Below are 17861 nucleotides of genomic sequence, written 5' to 3'. Positions count from 1 at the left end.
ATCAGCGGGCGGTCCGCAATCGGCGGATTCGGTCGGCCGTGGCCGGGTGGCTGGCGAGCATCCTGGCGCGCAGCGGCCTGCGGCCCCCGCGCTCGGCGGAGAGCCACGCGGAGAGCACGTCGACCAGCGCGGGCCCGTAGCCGAGACGGGCCGCGGTCGCGTCCGCCCGGTACTCCCCGAGCCTGCTCGACCAGGCCATCAACGGGTTGAGCAGCGGCATCAGCAGCAGCCACGGGTTGAGCACGACCAACCCGAACAGCAGGACCAGGGCCAGCAGCACCGAGGCCAGCACCCCGGAGGCGCTGCCGAAGCGCCCGAACACGTCACCGACCCACAGCACCGCCCGCACCGCCAGCCCGACCAGCAGGATCGACCCGCGCGCGGGCAGCTCGTACCACCAGGCCAGCAGCGACACCCGCGAGTGGCCGGACAGGTGGTGGCCCAGTTCGTGGGCCAGGATCGCCTCCAGGGCGCGGGGCGGCAGCTCCAGTGCGCGACCGGTCACCGCGACCGTGCGCCCGCCCGCGGCGAACGCGTTCAGCTCCCGCGACTGGTCCACCCACAGCGTGAACCGCGCCGGGTCGACACCCGCCGCCGCGCACACCTGCGCCCACAGCGGCGCCATCCGGTCGAGTTCGTGCCGGGTGGGGCGGCGCATGTCGAACATGGCCCGGGCCAGCGCCTGCTCCACGGAGGGCACGAAGGTCAGCGCGCCGGAGAGCAGCCAGACCACCAGCACCGCGCCCACCGCGACGTTGTTGCCCGGCCAGATCAGGGTGGCCACCACGGCGAGCACGACGAGGCTGCTGACCAGCGCCGGGAGGGCGAACAGCACCCCCATCACCGCCGAGGCGTCCGGCCGCGTCCGGCGGGTCGGCCGACCGCTCGGGATCCACCGCTGCTCCACCGCACCCCCAGGGAAGATCGACGTCCGGCCCAGACTGGCCACCCGGTGCCCGGCTGTCCAGCGGGCGCCGCAAATCCGCTCGCTACCGGTGCTTGCGGGTGGGTTTGGCGTGGTTGACCAGGGTGGCCAGGAGGGTGACCAATCCGCTTTCGGGGCGGGCCAGTGAGCGCGGCGGACCGTCGCCGTCGGTGTCGCCGCTGTTGACCCAGTAGACGTGCCCGTCGCCGACGACCCGGCGGGTGACCAGCGGCACCTCGGGGTCGCCGTCCCAGCAGTAGAGGAAGTCGACGTCGCGGTGCCAGGTGCCGACCACGACCTCGTTGTCGCTGAGGTCGAGGGACTCGGGCAGGTCGGCCAGCAGGTCGGCGTACTCGCAGGCGCGCGGACCGGAGTCCACCCGGGTGTAGCGGATGGGGGCGTCGGACCGCTCGAACTTGTCGAGGCTGCACCCGGCGAGCTTCTGCAGCCGCTCGTTGCGGCTGCGGCGCCAGATGACGTCGTGGCCCAGGACCAGGCAGCCGCCACCGCGCACGTAGTGGGCCAGGCGCTTCTGCAGCCGCTCGCGTTCGCGGGGGCGGGAGCTGAGCTGGGTGACGTCGGTGATGAGCAGCACGATCCCCGCGATGGGCCGGGAGAACGGCCACCGGGCGAGGTCGCCACCGTCGCGCACCACGGACACCTTGGTGCGCGTGCCCGCCTCGGTCATCTCGGCCTGCAGGCGCTTGGCCAGGGCGTTGCTGGTGTGGAGTTCGTCGTCGCAGTCGGTGTAGAGCAGGACGGTGTCGGCGCGCCAGAGCCTGCGGGTGCGGACCCGCCCGGCCCGGCCGCCGCGGATGAGGCGGGTGTAGACGTCGAAGCCGAACACCCGGGCGATGAAGACGATGAAGACGGCAACGAGGTTGACCCCGACCTCGTCGACGTAATTGGCGAGTTCGGACACGCTCCCCCTAGGGCTGGATGTGTTCGAAGATCGGCGCCGCCCGCTGCGCCCGCGCGACGGCCAGGTGTTCGGGTGTGCGCACCGTCCACACCAACAGCGGCACCCGCAGCACCCACCGCCAGAACGCGACAACGGGATTGGGCAACGCCCCGACCTCGTAGGCCAGGAAATCGGGCCGGGAAACCGCGTTGAGCACCATGCCGCGCAACAAAACCCGGCGCGACCACGGCATCCGCTCCCCCCGGAACGACCCGGACAACTGCCCCCGCACCACAGCCGGGGCATGCGTCTTCAGCCACAGCACGATACGTGGATCGAAGGACTGGACGGCCACCTCACCGCCGTACCGACCGATTTCCGCCACAACGCCTGCCCCGATCCGCCCCACCGGATTCCCCGCCTTCACCTCCACCAAGACGGGGACCCGCCCAGCCACCAACTCGAAAACCTCCCGCAACAACGGAACCCGCTCCCCAGTCCCCCCCAACCGCAACTCCGCGAGCTCCCCCACCCCAACATCCCGAACGACCACATCCCGCCCCGTCATCCGCAACGCGTTGGCGTCGTGGAAGACGACCACCTGCCCATCCCCGGTCAGGTGCACATCCAGCTCGATCGCGTATCCCTTGGCCGCAGCCGCCTCGAACGCGGCCAAGCTGTTCTCCGGTACCCCGTCGCCGTGCAGTCCTCGGTGCGCGACCACACCGGATGTCAACCACTGACCTCGCACCCCGACCTCCAACCACGTCGAGAAGACCACCTGGTCTCCGTCTTACCCCCGTCACCCTGACCGAGGAACGGAACCCCGCATGTCCCTCTCCCACGACACCTACGCCAACGAGATCCTGGCCCAAACCAAGGCCCTGACCGCAACCATCGCCGACGCCGACCTCACCACCCCGGTCCCTTCCTGCCCAGGCTGGACCCTCAACCACCTGCTCCGCCACATCGGCCACGGCCACCGCTGGGCCGCCGAGATCATCGACACCCGCGCCACCACCCCACCCCCCGACACCGCCCTACGCGACCTGACCCACCACACCAACGAAACCCCGGATTCCCTCACCCCCTGGCTACAAGAAGGCGCCACCCTCCTCTCCACCGCCCTCACAACCACCCCCACCGCCCAGATCTGGACTCCCCTGGTCCCCATCAGTTCCCCCGCCGACGCCCTGTTCTTCTACGCCCGCCGCTTCACCCACGAAACCCTCATCCACCGCGCAGACGCCACCCTCGCCCTAGGCAAGCACTTCACCGCCGCCCCCGAAGTAACCCAAGACGCCCTGGAGGAATGGCTGGTCCTAACCACCCTCCCCCAACTCTTCACCATCCACCCCGAACGCAAAGCACTCCTAGCCCCCAACCGCACCCTCCACTTGCAAACCCCCACCACCACCTACGAAATCAACTTCACCGGCCCCACCCTCACCCACACCACCAACCCCACAACAAGCACCCCCACAGCCACCATCACGGCCCCCGCCCTCGACCTGCTCCTCCACCTCTACCAACGCTCCACCACCACCTCCGTCACCCAATCCGGCGACCAAACCTTCCTAACAACCTGGAAAACCCACTCCACCTTCGGCTAACCCCACCCCACCAAACCCATCTCTCCACCACTCACAAAAAACAACAAGGCGGGTGCTCAACACAAGCACCCGCCTACCTACCAACGGTTTACGCTCCCCACGAACATGATCTGCGACGTATGGCGCGAATCGTGCCGTGGGCGCCCAGGGCCAGGGTGCCCCCAGTACCAGTCAGGTCGGCCACCTACCAACACTCGCCGGCCTGGCGGGCCCATTTCCGTCGATGGTGCGCCCGGGCGGTCGGCGAACGCAGAGGCCCGCTCTGAGGCAGGCGAACGCGCAAGCACCGTCGAAGAAGCCCCCGGGGAGCTGCTTCCACTGCGCTGCCGTACGGCAAGGTCAGACCTGCTGAGGTCTTACTCAAACCTTGCCCCACCCGACGCAACCACTACCGGGGTCCGGGGTCGCACCCCATAAAGAACAACAGGCGATCGACCGTGGACCTGCCAGGGCCTTACTCAAGCCCGGTCCCACCCAACGCAACCATGGTCGGGGGTTCGGGGGCTCGCCCCCGAGCGGGGTTTGGGGGTTGCACCCCCAATGTGATCGCGGAACGCAAATGGTCCGCGCCCTTCGCGGACACGGACCACCTATGCGTGGAGCTGAGGGGAATCGAACCCCTGACCTTCTCGATGCGAACGAGACGCGCTACCAACTGCGCTACAGCCCCTTGGTTGTTGCTCGGAGAGCTTAGCAGTGCCCTCCGAGTGGGCTGCAAACCGGGGTCCTCATTCGCCGACCGCCCGGCGGTAGGTCGGGGCCGTGGGTTCGCCGAGTTCGTCGAACCAGGGGTCTTCGTCGTCGAGTTCCACGACGACGGCGCCCGGGTGGACGACCCGTGCGGGCATGGTGGTGACGCGCTCGCGGCGCTGGTGGGCCTCGTCCTCGTCCTCCACCGGGCGGGCGTGGGAGCGACGGGGGGCGGCGTTGTAGCGGGCGACGCGGCGTTCGCGGATCTCCTCTTCTATCCGCACCTGGCGGCGCAGGTAGGTCAGGTAGGCGACCAGGGTCACGTCGACGATGCCGTGCACCCACCACAGCAGGGGCATCACCAGGCCCGCCGCCACGCCGGTGGCGACGGCGGCGACGATCATCAGCAGCACGATCCGCTGGCGGAAGGCGTACTTGGTGCGGGCGGCGTGGGCCGCGGCCTCGGGGTCGAAGCCGCCGCGGCCGGGGCGGTAGCGCCGGGGGGCGTCCGTCTCCGGCTCTTCCTCGACGCCGGAGTCCACACCGTCGGTTTCGCGCACGGCGAACTCCTCCCGGACGTGCTCCGGCTCCTCGTCGGCGTCGGGAGCGCTACCGCTGCGGACCACGCGGGCGGCGAGGGCGGAGTCGGCCGTCTTGGCGATCTCCTGCCGCTTGCGCACGACCATCGGAACGAGGACGACGAGCCAGGCCACCACCAGCCCGACCACGATCAACGAGCTCGGCATGTCCCGTCACCTCCCCCTGCTCCGACTCCCTCGACGTGCTTCGTTCGCCACGTTAGTCACAACAGTCACACCAGTGGCGGAGGCGCGCCGACTCAGGCCACCCGTTCGGGTAGTTCGCTTGTGGACCTTTCCCCGTAACGGGGGTGATCAAACTTCACTTCGGCAAAACGTGAACGCCTTACACCAAGCTGGCTTTCCCACCCGCCACGAGCCGGTTCACCAGCCCGGTTGGAATGTCCTCTGTGGTCAGGGCGAGGCACAGGTGGTCGCGCCAGCCCCCCGCCACGTCGAGGTAGCGGCGGAACAGGCCCTCCTGGCGGAACCCCAGCTTGCCCAGCACCGCCAGGCTGGCCGCGTTCTCGGGCCGCACGGTCGCCTCGACGCGGTGCAGCCCGGCGTCCACGAAGCAGTGGTCCACGGCCAACGCGGTGGCCGCCGTGGCCACCCCGCCGCCCGCCGCGTCGGCGGCCACCCAGTAGCCGACCCACGCCGAGCACAGCGAGCCGCGCACCACGTTCCCGACCGTCACCTGCCCCACCAGCCGCCCGTCCAGGGTGATCACGAACGGCAGCGTGGCCCCGCGCCGGGCCAGCGCGCGCAGCGTGGACCACTGGCCGAGCCAGGCCGACGGGGAGTTGCGCTCGCCCCACGCGCCGGGCGCGGCGGGTTCCCAGTTCTCCAGGTACGCGCGGTCGCGCAGCCGGACGCGGCTCCACGCGCGCGCGTCGAACAGCCGGGGTACACGCAGTTCCACCACGCCCGCGGGCACCGCCAGCGGCCCGAGCCGGGTGGGCCAACCGGGATGCCGCCCAGCGGGTCGCGGTGTGCTCACGGCCTAGCCGCGCTGCGCGAGGAAACTGACCCGCACCTGCTCGCCGACCGAGACGTCGGTGGTCTCCTCGTCGATGAGCAGCAGGCAGTTGGCCTCGGCCAGCGACGCCAGCAGGTGCGAGCCGGACATCCCCAGCGGCTGCACCAGGTACTCGCCGTTGTGCTCGTCGCGCAGCAGCTGGCCGCGCAGGAAACCGCGGCGGGCCTTGGTGGAGCTGATCGGCGACAGCAGCCGCGCGTTGACCACCCGCCGGTGCGGGTTGCGCTTGCCCTGGGCGGCCCGGATGAGCGGGCGCACCATGACCTCGAAGACCACCAGCGCGCTCATCGGGTTGCTGGGCAGCAGGAACGTGGGCACCGCGTCGGGGCCGAGCCTGCCGAAGCCCTGCACCGAACCGGGGTGCATGGCGACCCGGGTGAGGTCGAGGTCGCCGAGGTCGCCGATGGCCGAGCGGACCTCCTGCGACAGCTCGCCGCCGACCCCGCCCGAGATCACCAGGACCTCCGAGAGCAGCAGCCTGCTCTCCACGATCTCGCGCAGCCTGCGGGTGTCGGTGGCGACGATCCCGACCCGGCTGACCTCGGCGCCCGCGTCGCGCGCGGCGGCGGCGAGCGCGTAGGAGTTCACGTCGTAGATCTGGCCCTCGCCGGGCGTGCGGTCGATGTCGACCAGCTCGTCGCCGATGGAGATCACCGAGACCCGGGGCCGCGGGTAGACCAGCACCTTGGACCGGCCGACGGCGGCGAGCAGGCCGACCTGGGCGGACCCGATGACGGAGCCGCGGCGCACGGCCACGTCACCGGTCTGCACGTCCTCGCCGGTGCGGCGCACGTAGCCCGCCGACGGCACGGGCTGGTTGACCGTGACCCGCGCGTGGTGCCCGTCGGTGAACCCGAGGGGCACCACGGCGTCGGCCAGGGTGGGCAGGGGCGCGCCGGTGGCCACGCGCACCGCCTGCCCCGGCTGGAGCCTGCGGGGTTGGCGGGAGCCGGAGGCGATCTCGCCGACCACCGGGAGCACGACCGGCTCCACCCCGGCGGCCTGGGTGTCGACGCTGCGCACCGCGTAGCCGTCGACCGCGGCCTGGTCGAACCCCGGCAGCGCGCGCTCGGCCACCACCTCCTCGGCGCAGAGCAGGCCCTGCGCCTCGGCGATGGCCACGCGCACCGGGGCAGGCCGGACCGCGGCCGCCAGTGCCCTGGCGAGTTGCTCGTCGACTGACCTCATCCGCCTGTCCTCTTGTCCCGCGCCCGCTGTCCCGGCGCCTGTTGTCCCTGTGCCTCGCGCGCGCCTAGTCGGCGACGCGGTCGCGCAGCCACGCGCGCAGGCCCGGCCCATACTCCGGATGGTCGAGTGCGAAGTCCACGGCGGCACGCAGGAAGCCCCCGGGATTTCCCAGGTCATGGCGGCCGCCGCGGTGCACCACCACGTGCACGGGGTGCCCCTCGGAGATCAGCAGCGCGATGGCGTCGGTGAGCTGCAGCTCGCCGCCCGCGCCCGGGGTGATCCGCTTGAGGGCGTCGAAGATCGCCCGGTCGAGCAGGTAGCGGCCCGCGGCGGCGAAGGTGGACGGGGCCTGGTCGGCCGGTGGCTTCTCCACCATGCCGTTGACCTTCTTGACGTCGTCCTCGCCGATCTCCTCGACGTCGAAGACGCCGTAGGCGGAGACCTCTTCGAGGGGGACGTCGACGGCGCAGAGCACCGAGCCGCCCTTCTCCGCGCGCACCTGGGCCATCCGGGCGAGTACGCCGGTGGGCAGGACCAGGTCGTCGGGGAGCAGGACGGCGACGGCCTCGTCCTCGGGCCGCAGGTTGGGCTCGGCGCAGCCGACGGCGTGCCCGAGGCCGAGCGCCTCCTCCTGGATGGCGGTCTCGGCGGCCAGCAGGCCCGGGGCCCGGCGGACCTTGTCGAGCAGGGCGGTCTTGCCCCGCGCTTCCAGCGTCTTCTCCAGCTCCGGGCGGGGCTGGAAGTACTGGGCGACGGCCTCCTTGCCCGGCGACGTCACGATGATGAGGCGGGTGGCACCGGCCTCGGCGGCCTCGGCGGCCACGTATTCGATACCGGGGGTGTCGACCACCGGCAGCAGTTCTTTGGGGACCGCCTTGGTGGTGGGGAGGAATCGGGTGCCCAGACCGGCCGCGGGCACGATGGCGGCGGTGAATGCGGTCGACGCGCTCATGGACACGCAGCCTAACCTCGTGGTGTGGCCGGGCATGGGAGTGATCTCGATGCGACTCGCGCGTGGAGCAAGGACCAGTGGCGGCGGGCGCTGCTCGCCGAGCGCAGGCGGGTCCCGGCCAGCACCCGCTTCGCCGAGGCGATCCAGCTCACGACCCAGCTGACCAGCGGAAAGGTGGTCGGCCGGGGGCAGACGCTGTGCGCGTACGTGCCCATCGGATCGGAACCCGGCTCGGTCCAGATGCTTGATGAGGTAGCCGATCACGGGGTGCGGATACTGCTCCCGATCGTGGCGGGGGCCGGCCCGCTGGACTGGGCGTGGTATGACGGCAGGGAGTACCTGCGACCCGGCCCGTTCGGGCTGCTTCAGCCGATCGGGGAGCGGCTGGGCGAGGCGGCGTTACGGATCGCCGATGTGGTCCTGGTGCCCGCCCTGGCCGTGGACCGCAATGGCACCCGATTGGGTCGAGGCGCGGGGTACTACGACCGATCGCTGTCGATCGCGGCGCCAGGAACGCCGCTGGTGGCGGTGGTGCGGGACGCGGAACTGTTCGACGCGCTGCCCGCGGAACCGCACGACGTGACGGTCTCCGGGGTGCTGACCCCGGGGCGGGGGTTGCTCCGCTTTCGCTGACCTCTGCCGATTGTGATGTCGTGCGGGAACATTTGCGCTCCGTACCGGCGTTGCCGCAGAATCGGTTAGCACTCATTCACATCGAGTGCCAGGTCGCGAAGAGGAGCTCAGCCCAGTGCCCACGTACCAGTACGCCTGTACGGCATGCGCGCACCGGTTCGAGGCGGTGCAGTCGTTCTCCGACGCCGCGCTCACCGAGTGCCCGGAGTGCGCAGGCCGCCTCCGCAAGCTCTACGGCTCCGTCGGTGTCGTGTTCAAGGGCAGCGGCTTCTACCGCAACGACAGCCGCTCGAACACCAAGGGCACCTCGTCGACCACGCCGTCCACCAGCGCGTCGACGTCGTCCACCGACTCGTCCTCGACCCCGGCTTCCCCGTCGACCTCGACTCCGTCGACGCCCTCGGCGCCCGCCAAGTCGGACTCCGGGACGACCGCCAAGGCCTCCTGAGTTATCCACATAGGGCTGAGTAGTCCACAGGCCCAACACGAGCGCTTCCGGGCACCGGATCTCCCTTTACGGTCGAGTCACCACAAGACTCAAGACCCGGGAGGTCCGGTGCCCGAACTCGTTCCCACCCTGCTGCGCGCCACCACGGTGCGGCGCGTCCTGGCCGCGTTGCTGCTGGTCGCCGCCGTGGTCGTCGCGGCCCGGCCGTCGACGGAGATCGACCTGGTGGTCGCCGCGCGCGCCCTGCCGCCAGGCGTCGCGTTGGCGGACGGCGACGTCGTCATGATCAAAGGACCGCCGTCGCTGCGGTCGCTGACCAGCCCGGCGCAGGCCCGCGGCCGCGTGCCGACCGGTCCGATCGGCGCGGGCGAGCCGATCACGGAGCTGCGGCTGTTCGGGCCGGAGACGACCGCGGCGGCCGCGGGTCCGGACGCGGCGGTGGTGCCGGTCCGGGTGGCCGAGCCGGGCGTGGTCGCCCTGCTGCGGCCGGGGGCGCGGGTGGACGTGCTGGCGGCGGGCAAGGACGTCCACCACCCCGCTGTGCTGGCCCGGGACGCGTCGGTGGTGTCGGTGCGGCCGGGCGCCGAGGGGGACTTGGCGCTGCTGGCGCTGCCGCGCGAGGCGGCGACCGAAGTCGCCGCCGCCGCTTTGACGCGGGCGGTCGCACTCACACTTCGCTGAGCGCGCCCGCGTCCTATTTCCGATGGCATTTCCCGATCGGGGCGGAATCACCCCGGCCCGGTCAGCTCTTCTGCTGCTGCTGGCGGAGCAGGTCGCGGATTTCGATGAGGAGTTCGACGTCCGTCGGCTGCGCCGGACCGGGCTCCTCGCCGCGCTTGCGGCGTTCCTGGATGTGCTTCACCGGCAGGATGATCAGGAAGTAGATGATCGCCGCGACGATGACGAAGTTGATGGTCGCGTTGATCACCGCCCCGAAGTCCAGGAAGGTGTTCTCCTTGCTGCCGATGATCCGGAACCCGAGACCGTCGGCGGCGTGCGTGCCGCCCGCGGAGTTGATCAGTGGTTTGACCAAGCCGTCGGTGAACGAGGTGACGATGGTGGTGAAGGCGGCGCCGATGATCACGGCGACGGAGAGGTCAATGACGTTCCCGCGCATCAGGAAGTCTTTGAAGCCCTTCAGCACTTTCGCACTCCTATCTCGGTGGGACGGTTCAGACGCCCGGGTGGCTGGGCTGCGGGGAGCGTAGCCGCTACCCCGAAGCACCCCGATCCGCCCAAGGGGTGACCGCGGTTGACCTCGAGGTCGCGGCTCACGGGCTCCTCGACCGCGGGCGTCCTCGCCCACTACGGCGCCAGGCGACCCTGGGGAACGGCGTCGACGGCCGAGCTGGGGCAGGCTCTCACCGCCTGCCGATCGCGGGCTCGGCGAGGTGGGACCGGACATGCCGGAAGCCGCGTCGGACTCCGCGTGCGCAGGTCGGGCGGTACCGGGTTCGACGTGCTCGGGTGGGGTGACAAACGGACTCGGTGTGATCAGGTTCGGTGGGCATGCGCCGGCTGGGTCAGCCGAGGCTGGGCCGGGCGCCCCCAGGTCGGGCGCCGTCGAGCTGGGAGTGGACGGCTTTGGCGGGCCGGAGCGGGGGGCTGGTCGGGTTGGGCCATCTCGAGCCGGGCGTCGGCGGGTTCGGTGTGGACGGTCCAGGACTCGGGCTGTTGGTCACCTGGACCGGGACACCGACCTGATCATGCGCCAGGCCAGGCCGCTGCTCGGTGGATCGCGTCCTCGGCGCACGAGGTGACTGTTCGTCGAACCGGCAGGTCGCCTGGTCGCAGCCGACGGCGGCTACCAGGGCAACCCCACGGCGTGGTCATGCCCGTCGGCACGCCCTGCTCGACCGGCGGGAAGACCACAACGCCGTCCATCGCGCCCACACGCTGCTGCGTCGAACACGCCCTCACCCGCTTGGAGAATTGGCAAATACCGCGCGACTATCGCGGCGGGCATCGCCTTCTTGCTCAACTTCACCACCACCGGCTGTACAGCAACCACCGGGCAGACCCGCAAGATCAGTTACGAGACAGCACCCTGGCACGGGAGCCGATCGAATCGGTTCTCAGCGGTCGGGCGCGGTCGGGGCGTGCTCCACGAGGGTTGTGGGGCGAAGGGAGACCACGTGATCGCGGCACTCAACCGGCTGGTCGACCTGGTCGAGGAGCACCTCACCGCGGAGTTCGACATCGGCGGGACGGCCAGGGCGCTCGGCACGACCGAGTACCACCTGCGCCGGATGTTCTCGTCGCTGCCGGGCATGCCGCTGTCGGAGTACGTGCGGCGGCGGCGCATGACCGTCGCCGCGGGCGAGGTCGTGCGGGGTGAGCGAGACCTGCTGGCCATCGCCGTCCGGTACGGCTACGGCTCGACCGAGGCGTTCGGGCGCGCGTTCCGGGCGGTGCACGGCGCGAGCCCCGGCGAGGTCCGCCGCGCCGGGGGTCCCCCTCGCGCACAACCGCAGGTCAGGTTCCGCCTGACCGTCGAAGGGAGCACACCCATGGACACCCGCATCGTCGAGCGGTCCGCGTTCCGGCTCATCGGGCACGCGGCCCGCGTCCCGCTCGTGCACCAGGGCACCAACCCGCACATCGAGCGGCACATCGCCGCGCTACCGGAGGAGGCACACGTTCGGCTGAAAGCTCTCGCGGGCGGTGAACCGGGCGGGTTGTTGCAGGTCTGCGACGACCTCGACCCCGACAGCGCCGAGGGCAGCGAGTTGACCTACCTGCACGGGGTCGCCGTCTCCCCGGACACGCCCGCGCCCGACGACCTCGACGCCATCGAGGTGCCCGCGGGCACGTGGGCGGTCTTCCGCACCGAGGGGCCGCACCCCCAGGCGTTGCAGACGGCCTGGGCCACGACGGCGACCGAGTGGTTCCCCGCCAACCCGTGGCGGCTGCGGGCGGGCCCGTCGATCGTCGCGGTCTTGGCGCGGACGACCGACTTCCGCACCGCGACCTGCGAGCTGTGGCTGCCGGTCGAGGCCGGGTGACGGGCCGGTGAAACGCGTTCGCCCGGTCGGTACCGAGGTACCGACCGGGCGAACAGGAACGGGTAAGACGGGTCAGCCGCCGTGGTGCGGGGGGCGGTTGGACAGGTACCAGTCGTCCGGGTTCGGGGTTTCCGGGTTCCGCAGCTGCTCGTCGCGGGTGATCTCCGGCAGCACGTCGCCGAAGATCTCGTCCAGGTTCGGGCGCTTCTTCTCCGGTTCCGGCTCGCGCGGGTCAGTTGCCATCGAGACCGGACAGTTCGCCGATGACGTAGGGGACCAGCGCCGAGAGGGTGGCCATGCCGTCGCGGACGGCGGCGCGGGAGCCCGCCAGGTTCACCACGAGGGTGCTGCCCGACACGCCCACCAGGCCGCGCGAGATGCCCGCGTCGACGGCGGCCGCGGCCAGGCCGGAGGAGCGGATGGCCTCGGCGATGCCGGGGATGGGGCGGTCCAGCACGCCCTGGGTGGCGTCGGGGGTGACGTCGCGCGGGGACACGCCGGTGCCGCCGACGGTGATCACCAGGTCGGCGCCGCCGATGACCGCGGTGTTGAGCGCGTTGCGGATGGCGACGGTCTCGCCGACCACGGACACGATGCCGTCGACGATGAAGCCCGCCTCCTCCAGCAGCTCGGTCACCAGCGGACCCACGGTGTCCTCGTGCTCCCGGTGCGCGACCCGGTCGTCCACAATCACGATGAGGGCCCTGCCGAGCCGCTGCACGCTGCGTTCCATGCTGTCACCGTAGCCGTACGGGCCGGGGTGGGCCGCTGGAGGTGGAGGCCGTCACAGCGCGCCCGCGGTGGCCGCCGCGGGTGCGCGGTCGGTGGGAATCCGCCGGGAATCACCTCTCGAAACCGCCATCCGGCGTAAACGCTCCCCCATTCCGACGACACGCCGGAGCGCGGGTACGTCAACACGCGTGGACAATGCGGGCGAAACGGTCCGCTTCTCGGAGGGAATCGCCGAAGCGGCGCGAGTGGACGGTCACTGTGGACACGGGAATCGCCCAGCCGGATTGGCCCGACAACTGAGCGAACGTCGAATACCGTCGCCCACCTGGCAATTCACCGGCAAATGCACGAAGTCGAGCGCACGTCACTTTTCCCGGCCACCCACCCGGCGCCCCCGCCCGACGCACCCGCACGTGAACCCTCAGGCGAACCCGAGGGACAGCAGGAAGGTGAAGTACAGCCCGATGGCCAGCATGGCGGTCCTGGTCAGCACCACGCGCTCGGCGCGCAGGGCGTACTCCAGGCAGATCGCCCCCAGCACCACCCAGACGGCGGGATGCGCCCAGCGGACCAGGAACTCGTGGAACGCGGCCAGCCCCACGGGCGCCCGGACGGTAAGCACGGTCGCGTGCAGGACGGCCACACCCAGGCACAGCACCGCGGCCGCCACCCCGAGCGGCAGCCGGATCGGCCCGCTGAGGGTGTCGCGCAGTCGGCGCAGCGGCGAGGACATGCCCCCATTGTCAGGGCAGCGACCCGCTCCGCGCTCGCCACCCCCGCCTTCTCCGGGCGGACTCCCCCAGGTCAGAGCCCACCTCGGCCGTCCCGGTAGGACTCCACAACAAGAGTTTGACTGTCCACGGCGCGATGGACCGGACCACCTGGTCGCGCTCCCAAAGTCCACAGTGGAGAATCGGGAAAGTCTCCGACCAGCGACGAAAGATCATCGGAGCCGGATCTGCATGTTGCATTCCGAAAGCAGGGCAACCACCTCGGGGAAACCGGGACGGGGTGTCCGCACCGGACAACACAAACCGATCACATTTCCGCGACACCGCCCTTCCGGCCCCGAAATCAGCCCTTCGCGGGCAACGAACCCCCTCCGGATCGCCCTTCCCCGGCGCCGGACCGAACGGTCGCCGACCACCGACCTTCAGGCGGAGTTGAGAAACACTTGGGCGACGTCCGCATGTCGTACACCTACCCCGTCGCCCATTCACACCGCGTTCGCCGGAGTTCACACTCGTTCGCCAGGTGGGCACCACCTGGCGAACAGGGCGAGGCCCCGCCAGCGGACAATCGCGGAAACCCCCGAACCGGAGGCGGACCGACGCACTTCTCCCGGAAGTCCTGCCCCGAGCTTTGAGCACAGCTGTTGGCGGCGCCCTACCGGATGAGCGAACCGGACAACGCGATCCGGGCCGCGCACACCGTCGCACGGATCGTCACGGGCCGTTGGGAAGCAGAGTCCGCGGCCCGGGTCGGCTCCGGTTCGGCACTGCCGCAAAGCATTGGAGCCGCACCTACCGGATGAGGGGATTTCCGGTGGTGCGGCTCCAGTAGCGGGAGCTCCCTGGGGGTAGAGCTCCGGCTCACCGGTTCGGGGGCAACTCGAACCGGGGTTGGTCTCGGGCGCGGGGCGCCCGAGCGTTCGGGGTTACTGCGGTTCCACGGTCTGGCCGCCGAGGGTGGCCTGGACCGTGCGGTTGTCGCTGAGGGTCAGCGTGACCTTGTCGCCGGGGGACTTCGAGCGGACCGCGGCGACCAGCGCGTCCGAGCTGTCGATGCGGCGATCGTCCAACTTGGTCACCACGTCGCCCGCCTTGAGTCCCGCGCCCTGGCCCGCACCGCCCGCGACGACGTCCGCGATCAGCGCGCCGCCGTCCTGGTTGTCGCGGACCGAGACGCCGAGCACGGTCTGGGTGGCCTTGCCGGTCTTGACGATCTCGTCCGCGGTGCGGCGGGCCTGGTCGATCGGGATGGCGAAGCCGATGCCGACCGAGCCGCCCTGGCCGGTGGCGCCGGTCTGCGGGCTGTAGATCGCCGAGTTGATCCCGATGACCTGGCCCTGCGTGTTGACCAGCGGGCCGCCGGAGTTGCCCGGGTTGATCGCCGCGTCGGTCTGGATGGCGTCCATGACCGTCGCCTGGCTGCCGGACTCGCCGCCCGCCCGGGTGGGCCGCTGCAGCGACGACACGATGCCGGAGGTGACCGTGCCGGACAGCTCGTACGGCGAGCCGATGGCCACGACCGCCTGGCCGACCCGCAGGTCGTCCGAGCGGCCGAGCTCGGACACCGTGAGCTTGTCCACGCCCTGCGCCTTGACCACCGCGACGTCCGACGTCGGGTCGCGGCCGACGATGGTGGCCGGGGCGGTGCGCCCGTCCTGGAACACCGCCTTGATCTGGCCGCCGCCGCCCGCCGCCTCCTCGATGACGTGGTTGTTGGTGATGATCAGGCCGTCGGCGCTGATCACGAAGCCGGACCCCTCCCCTGCGGAGGACCGGCCGCGCACCTGCAACTGCACCACCGTGGGCAACACCTTCTGCGCCACGGCCTCCACCGAGCCCGCGGGCGCGGCGGCGGCCTGCTTGGCGGGCGCGGGGGTGTCGAGCGCGGTGACCGAACTCGACTTCGTGTCGGCCGCGACGTACCCGCCCAGGGCACCGGCGGCGCCACCCACGACCAGCGCCAGCACCGTCATGCCCACGAGCATCCCGGTGCCCCGCCGCGACTCCCCGCGCGGCTGCGGCACCTGGTGTTGTCCCGGGTACGGCCCGGCGGGGAGGCCGTAGCCCTGCCCGCCCGCCGGACCGTGATTCACCCTGTCCCCGGGGTGCCACTCCTGCCGCGCCCATGAAGCTGTCCCGTGCTCCGCGGGCCGCGCCTGCCAGGAGGTTCCCGACCACGCCGGGGATCCCTGGACCGCCTGGTCCGAGGCGCCTGCCCGCGCCTGGGACCCGGCCGTTCCGGGCTGGGCGGAGTCTCCGGCCCCCGGCGCGGCGGGGCCCTGCTCCCCGCGCGCCTGAGGACCGGACTCCGGTCGGGTGGGGCCCTGTTCCCCACCCGGCGTCGACTGGCCCGACCCCGGCTCGGGCAGCGGGTTCGCCGGGGAGCCCGAGGCTCCCTGGGCGGACCACGGGCTGACCCCGCCGGTTCCTTCGTCGGGCTTGTTCTCCGTCATGTGCACAACGATGCGCCCCGCGACTGAGAGGGACCTGAGACCGTCCTGTGCGCTTCCCGAGGATTTCCGGTCTTCAGCGGCCGTAGCGGGGTGTGGCCGCGCGCAAGCGCTCCGCGAGGTCCTCCGGGGCGACGTCGTTGATCCACACCGCCATGCCGGATTCCGAGCCCGCCAGGTACTTCAGCTTGTCCGCGGTGCGCAGCACCGAGAACACTTGCAGGTGCAGCCAGGACAGGTCCCGGCCGACGCGCACCGGGGCTTGGTGCCACGCGGCGATGTAGGGCAATTCCCGGTCGTACAAGCCGTCCAGGCGTCCCAGGACCCGCAGGTAGAGACCGGCGAAGTCGTCACGCTCGTCGGCGGTAAGAGCGGGCAAATCGGGAATCTGCCGGTGTGGTACCAAATGCACCTCTACGGGCCACCGCGCCGCTGCGGGCACATAGGCCGTCCAGTACGCGGACTCCGCGACCACTCGGGTGCCCTCGGCCCGCTCGGCCGCCAAGACGTCCCCCACCACAGATCCGCCCCGGGCCGCCGCGACGGCCAGCATCCGCTCGGTTCGCGGGGTGACGAACGGGTAGCCGTAGATCTGGCCGTGCGGGTGGCCGAGCGTCACGCCGATCTCGTCGCCCCGGTTCTCGAACGGGAAAACCTGCGCTACACCGGGAAGCTCCGACAGCGCGGACGTGCGGTCCGCCCACACGTCAACGACCGTCCGCACATGGGAAGGGCTAAGCGTCCCGAACGACGCGTTGTGGTCCGAGGTGAAGCACATGACCTCGCACCGCCCCACCCCCGGTGCGCGCGGTACGAGCCCTTGGACGGCCTCACCGGTCGCCCGCTGTGCGAAGGCCGGAAAGCGGTTCTCGAAGACCACGACGTCGTAGTCGCTCTCCGGGACCTCGGTGGGCCTACCCGGCGTAGTCGGACACAGTGGACACAATCCGACAGGCGGTTTGTAGGTCCTTGTTTGCCTATGCGCGGCTAGCGCTACCCATTCACCGGTTAGCGGATCGCGCCGGATCTGCGAGGTGGGTTCCGTGCGCGGTAGGTCGCGTGTGTCGACGGCCGAGCGTTCCGGTGCATCCGGGCGGTCGTAGTAGAGGATCTCCCGACCGTCGGCCAACACGCGGGAGGTCCGCCTCACGCCTCCGCCTCGGCGAACTCCGGCGCCTCGGCCACGATCAGCTCACCGACCCGCTCCCGCAGCACCTGCACCGCCTCGACCGGCAGGCCGTCGTCGGTGACCAGCACGTCGGCCTCCTCCAGCGCGGCGATGGTGGAGATGCCGACGACGCCCCACTTGGTGTGGTCGGCGATGACGACCAGCTTGCGCCCGGCCTCGACCAGCGCCCGGTCGGTCTCGCTCTCGTTGATGTTGGGGGTGGTGAAGCCCGGTCCCTCGGCCATGCCGTGCACACCCAGGAAGACCATGTCCAGGTGCAGCGACCGCAGCGTCTGCACCGCGACCGGCCCCACCAGCGCGTCGGACGGTGTGCGCACCCCGCCGGTGAGCACGACGGTGCGGTCGCCGCGCCCGCCGCTGCGCAGCACGTCCGCGACCCGGATCGAGTTGGTGACCACGGTCAGGTCGGGCACGCCCTCGAGGAACCTGGCGAACATCCACGTCGTGGTGCCCGCCGAGATGCCGATCGCGGTGCCCGGGCGGATCAGGCCCGCGGCGCGCGCCGAGATGGCTTCCTTCTGCGGCAGCGAGCGCACGGACTTCGCCTCGAAGCCCGGTTCGTGGGTGCTGCGGCCGACCGCGGAGGTGGCCCCGCCGTAGACCTTCTCCACGAGGCCGCGCTTGGCCAGCACGTCCAGGTCGCGGCGGATGGTCATGTCGGACACGCCGAGCCGGGCGACGAGGGCGTGCACCTGGACGGCGCCGGTGCGCCGTATCTCCTCCAGGATCACTTCCTGACGCTGACGAGCGAGCACAACACAATTCTACGCAGTCAAACGCGCGATTT

The 17861-nt window shown here is 71.1% G+C and carries 19 protein-coding genes and 1 tRNA gene; 5 read left to right on the top strand and 15 right to left on the bottom strand.

The window, feature by feature from the left end; translation table 11 throughout:
• Position 1: 1 nt before the first annotated feature.
• The 3 genes from V5P93_RS03760 to V5P93_RS03750 all read right to left on the bottom strand — a co-directional run bounded on the left by V5P93_RS03760 (position 2) and on the right by V5P93_RS03750 (position 2562).
• On the bottom strand, positions 2 to 907 hold the full coding sequence (locus tag V5P93_RS03760; RefSeq protein ID WP_245931068.1) for a M48 family metalloprotease: 906 nt from the start codon (positions 905 to 907) through the stop codon (positions 2 to 4).
• An 82-nt stretch (positions 908 to 989) separates the two neighbouring features.
• A complete protein-coding gene (locus V5P93_RS03755) occupies positions 990 to 1847 on the bottom strand; it encodes a hypothetical protein (protein ID WP_104477283.1) in 858 nt (285 codons plus the stop codon).
• Between the two features lie 7 nt (positions 1848 to 1854).
• Complete coding sequence (locus V5P93_RS03750; protein ID WP_245931071.1) at positions 1855 to 2562, bottom strand: glycerophosphodiester phosphodiesterase family protein; 708 nt, start codon at positions 2560 to 2562, stop codon at positions 1855 to 1857.
• Positions 2563 to 2656: 94 nt separating this feature from the next.
• Between V5P93_RS03750 and V5P93_RS03745 the strand changes: the two genes are divergently transcribed.
• Positions 2657 to 3439: a maleylpyruvate isomerase family mycothiol-dependent enzyme gene (locus V5P93_RS03745; RefSeq protein ID WP_104477285.1), complete on the top strand. Its 783-nt coding sequence runs from the start codon at positions 2657 to 2659 to the stop codon at positions 3437 to 3439.
• 597 nt (positions 3440 to 4036) lie between these two features.
• Here V5P93_RS03745 and V5P93_RS03740 read toward each other — a convergent pair.
• From V5P93_RS03740 to V5P93_RS03720, 5 genes are all read right to left on the bottom strand, one after another.
• Positions 4037 to 4109, bottom strand: a tRNA-Ala gene (locus V5P93_RS03740).
• Positions 4110 to 4167: 58 nt separating this feature from the next.
• On the bottom strand, positions 4168 to 4875 hold the full coding sequence (gene glpR / locus V5P93_RS03735) for a gephyrin-like molybdotransferase receptor GlpR (protein WP_104477287.1): 708 nt from the start codon (positions 4873 to 4875) through the stop codon (positions 4168 to 4170).
• Positions 4876 to 5053: 178 nt separating this feature from the next.
• Positions 5054 to 5707 (bottom strand): GNAT family N-acetyltransferase, encoded by a 654-nt coding sequence (locus V5P93_RS03730; protein WP_181043328.1) that lies wholly within the window; start codon positions 5705 to 5707, stop codon positions 5054 to 5056.
• 3 nt (positions 5708 to 5710) lie between these two features.
• Positions 5711 to 6934, bottom strand: a complete 1224-nt coding sequence (gene glp, locus V5P93_RS03725) for a gephyrin-like molybdotransferase Glp (protein ID WP_104477289.1) — start codon at positions 6932 to 6934, stop codon at positions 5711 to 5713.
• A 64-nt stretch (positions 6935 to 6998) separates the two neighbouring features.
• Positions 6999 to 7886, bottom strand: a complete 888-nt coding sequence (locus V5P93_RS03720; protein ID WP_104477291.1) for a UTP--glucose-1-phosphate uridylyltransferase — start codon at positions 7884 to 7886, stop codon at positions 6999 to 7001.
• 24 nt (positions 7887 to 7910) lie between these two features.
• Between V5P93_RS03720 and V5P93_RS03715 the strand changes: the two genes are divergently transcribed.
• From V5P93_RS03715 to V5P93_RS03705, 3 genes are all read left to right on the top strand, one after another.
• On the top strand, positions 7911 to 8519 hold the full coding sequence (locus tag V5P93_RS03715; RefSeq protein WP_104477294.1) for a 5-formyltetrahydrofolate cyclo-ligase: 609 nt from the start codon (positions 7911 to 7913) through the stop codon (positions 8517 to 8519).
• A gap of 115 nt (positions 8520 to 8634) precedes the next feature.
• Entirely contained in the window at positions 8635 to 8967 is a 333-nt protein-coding gene (locus tag V5P93_RS03710; protein ID WP_104477296.1) for an FmdB family zinc ribbon protein, read from the top strand.
• 108 nt (positions 8968 to 9075) lie between these two features.
• The gene (locus V5P93_RS03705; RefSeq protein WP_181043329.1) at positions 9076 to 9648 is read left to right on the top strand and encodes an SAF domain-containing protein; all 573 of its coding nucleotides are present in this window, start codon (positions 9076 to 9078) and stop codon (positions 9646 to 9648) included.
• A 61-nt stretch (positions 9649 to 9709) separates the two neighbouring features.
• Here V5P93_RS03705 and mscL read toward each other — a convergent pair whose 3' ends face one another.
• Positions 9710 to 10111, bottom strand: a complete 402-nt coding sequence (gene mscL, locus V5P93_RS03700) for a large-conductance mechanosensitive channel protein MscL (protein ID WP_104477300.1) — start codon at positions 10109 to 10111, stop codon at positions 9710 to 9712.
• Positions 10112 to 11102: 991 nt separating this feature from the next.
• Here mscL and V5P93_RS03695 point away from each other — a divergent pair.
• Positions 11103 to 11972, top strand: coding sequence for an AraC family transcriptional regulator (locus V5P93_RS03695; protein WP_104477302.1), 870 nt, complete (start codon positions 11103 to 11105; stop codon positions 11970 to 11972).
• A 72-nt stretch (positions 11973 to 12044) separates the two neighbouring features.
• Here V5P93_RS03695 and V5P93_RS03690 read toward each other — a convergent pair whose 3' ends face one another.
• The 6 genes from V5P93_RS03690 to V5P93_RS03665 form a co-directional block, all read right to left on the bottom strand.
• Positions 12045 to 12215, bottom strand: coding sequence for a hypothetical protein (locus V5P93_RS03690; protein WP_181043330.1), 171 nt, complete (start codon positions 12213 to 12215; stop codon positions 12045 to 12047).
• Positions 12205 to 12705 carry a molybdenum cofactor biosynthesis protein B gene (locus V5P93_RS03685; RefSeq protein WP_104477303.1) on the bottom strand — a complete coding sequence of 167 codons (501 nt, stop codon included), beginning with the start codon at positions 12703 to 12705 and terminating at the stop codon, positions 12205 to 12207. The genes V5P93_RS03690 and V5P93_RS03685 overlap by 11 nt, the downstream gene beginning before the upstream one ends.
• A 420-nt stretch (positions 12706 to 13125) precedes the next feature.
• Positions 13126 to 13437 (bottom strand): hypothetical protein, encoded by a 312-nt coding sequence (locus V5P93_RS03680; RefSeq protein WP_104477305.1) that lies wholly within the window; start codon positions 13435 to 13437, stop codon positions 13126 to 13128.
• Between the two features lie 924 nt (positions 13438 to 14361).
• Complete coding sequence (locus V5P93_RS03675; protein WP_374066420.1) at positions 14362 to 15804, bottom strand: trypsin-like peptidase domain-containing protein; 1443 nt, start codon at positions 15802 to 15804, stop codon at positions 14362 to 14364.
• A 157-nt stretch (positions 15805 to 15961) separates the two neighbouring features.
• Complete coding sequence (gene galT, locus V5P93_RS03670) at positions 15962 to 17035, bottom strand: galactose-1-phosphate uridylyltransferase (protein WP_104477308.1); 1074 nt, start codon at positions 17033 to 17035, stop codon at positions 15962 to 15964.
• The gene (locus V5P93_RS03665) at positions 17032 to 17829 is read right to left on the bottom strand and encodes a DeoR/GlpR family DNA-binding transcription regulator (protein WP_104477310.1); all 798 of its coding nucleotides are present in this window, start codon (positions 17827 to 17829) and stop codon (positions 17032 to 17034) included. Before V5P93_RS03665 ends, galT begins: the two co-directional genes overlap by 4 nt.
• Between the last annotated feature and the right edge of the window lie 32 nt (positions 17830 to 17861).

Origin of the sequence: Actinokineospora auranticolor (assembly GCF_041897805.1) — a bacterium.
Taxonomy (GTDB): Bacteria; Actinomycetota; Actinomycetes; order Mycobacteriales; family Pseudonocardiaceae; genus Actinokineospora; species Actinokineospora auranticolor.
Note: the sequence above shows the minus strand (reverse complement) of the source record. Positions and strands in the feature narration are given on the sequence as shown.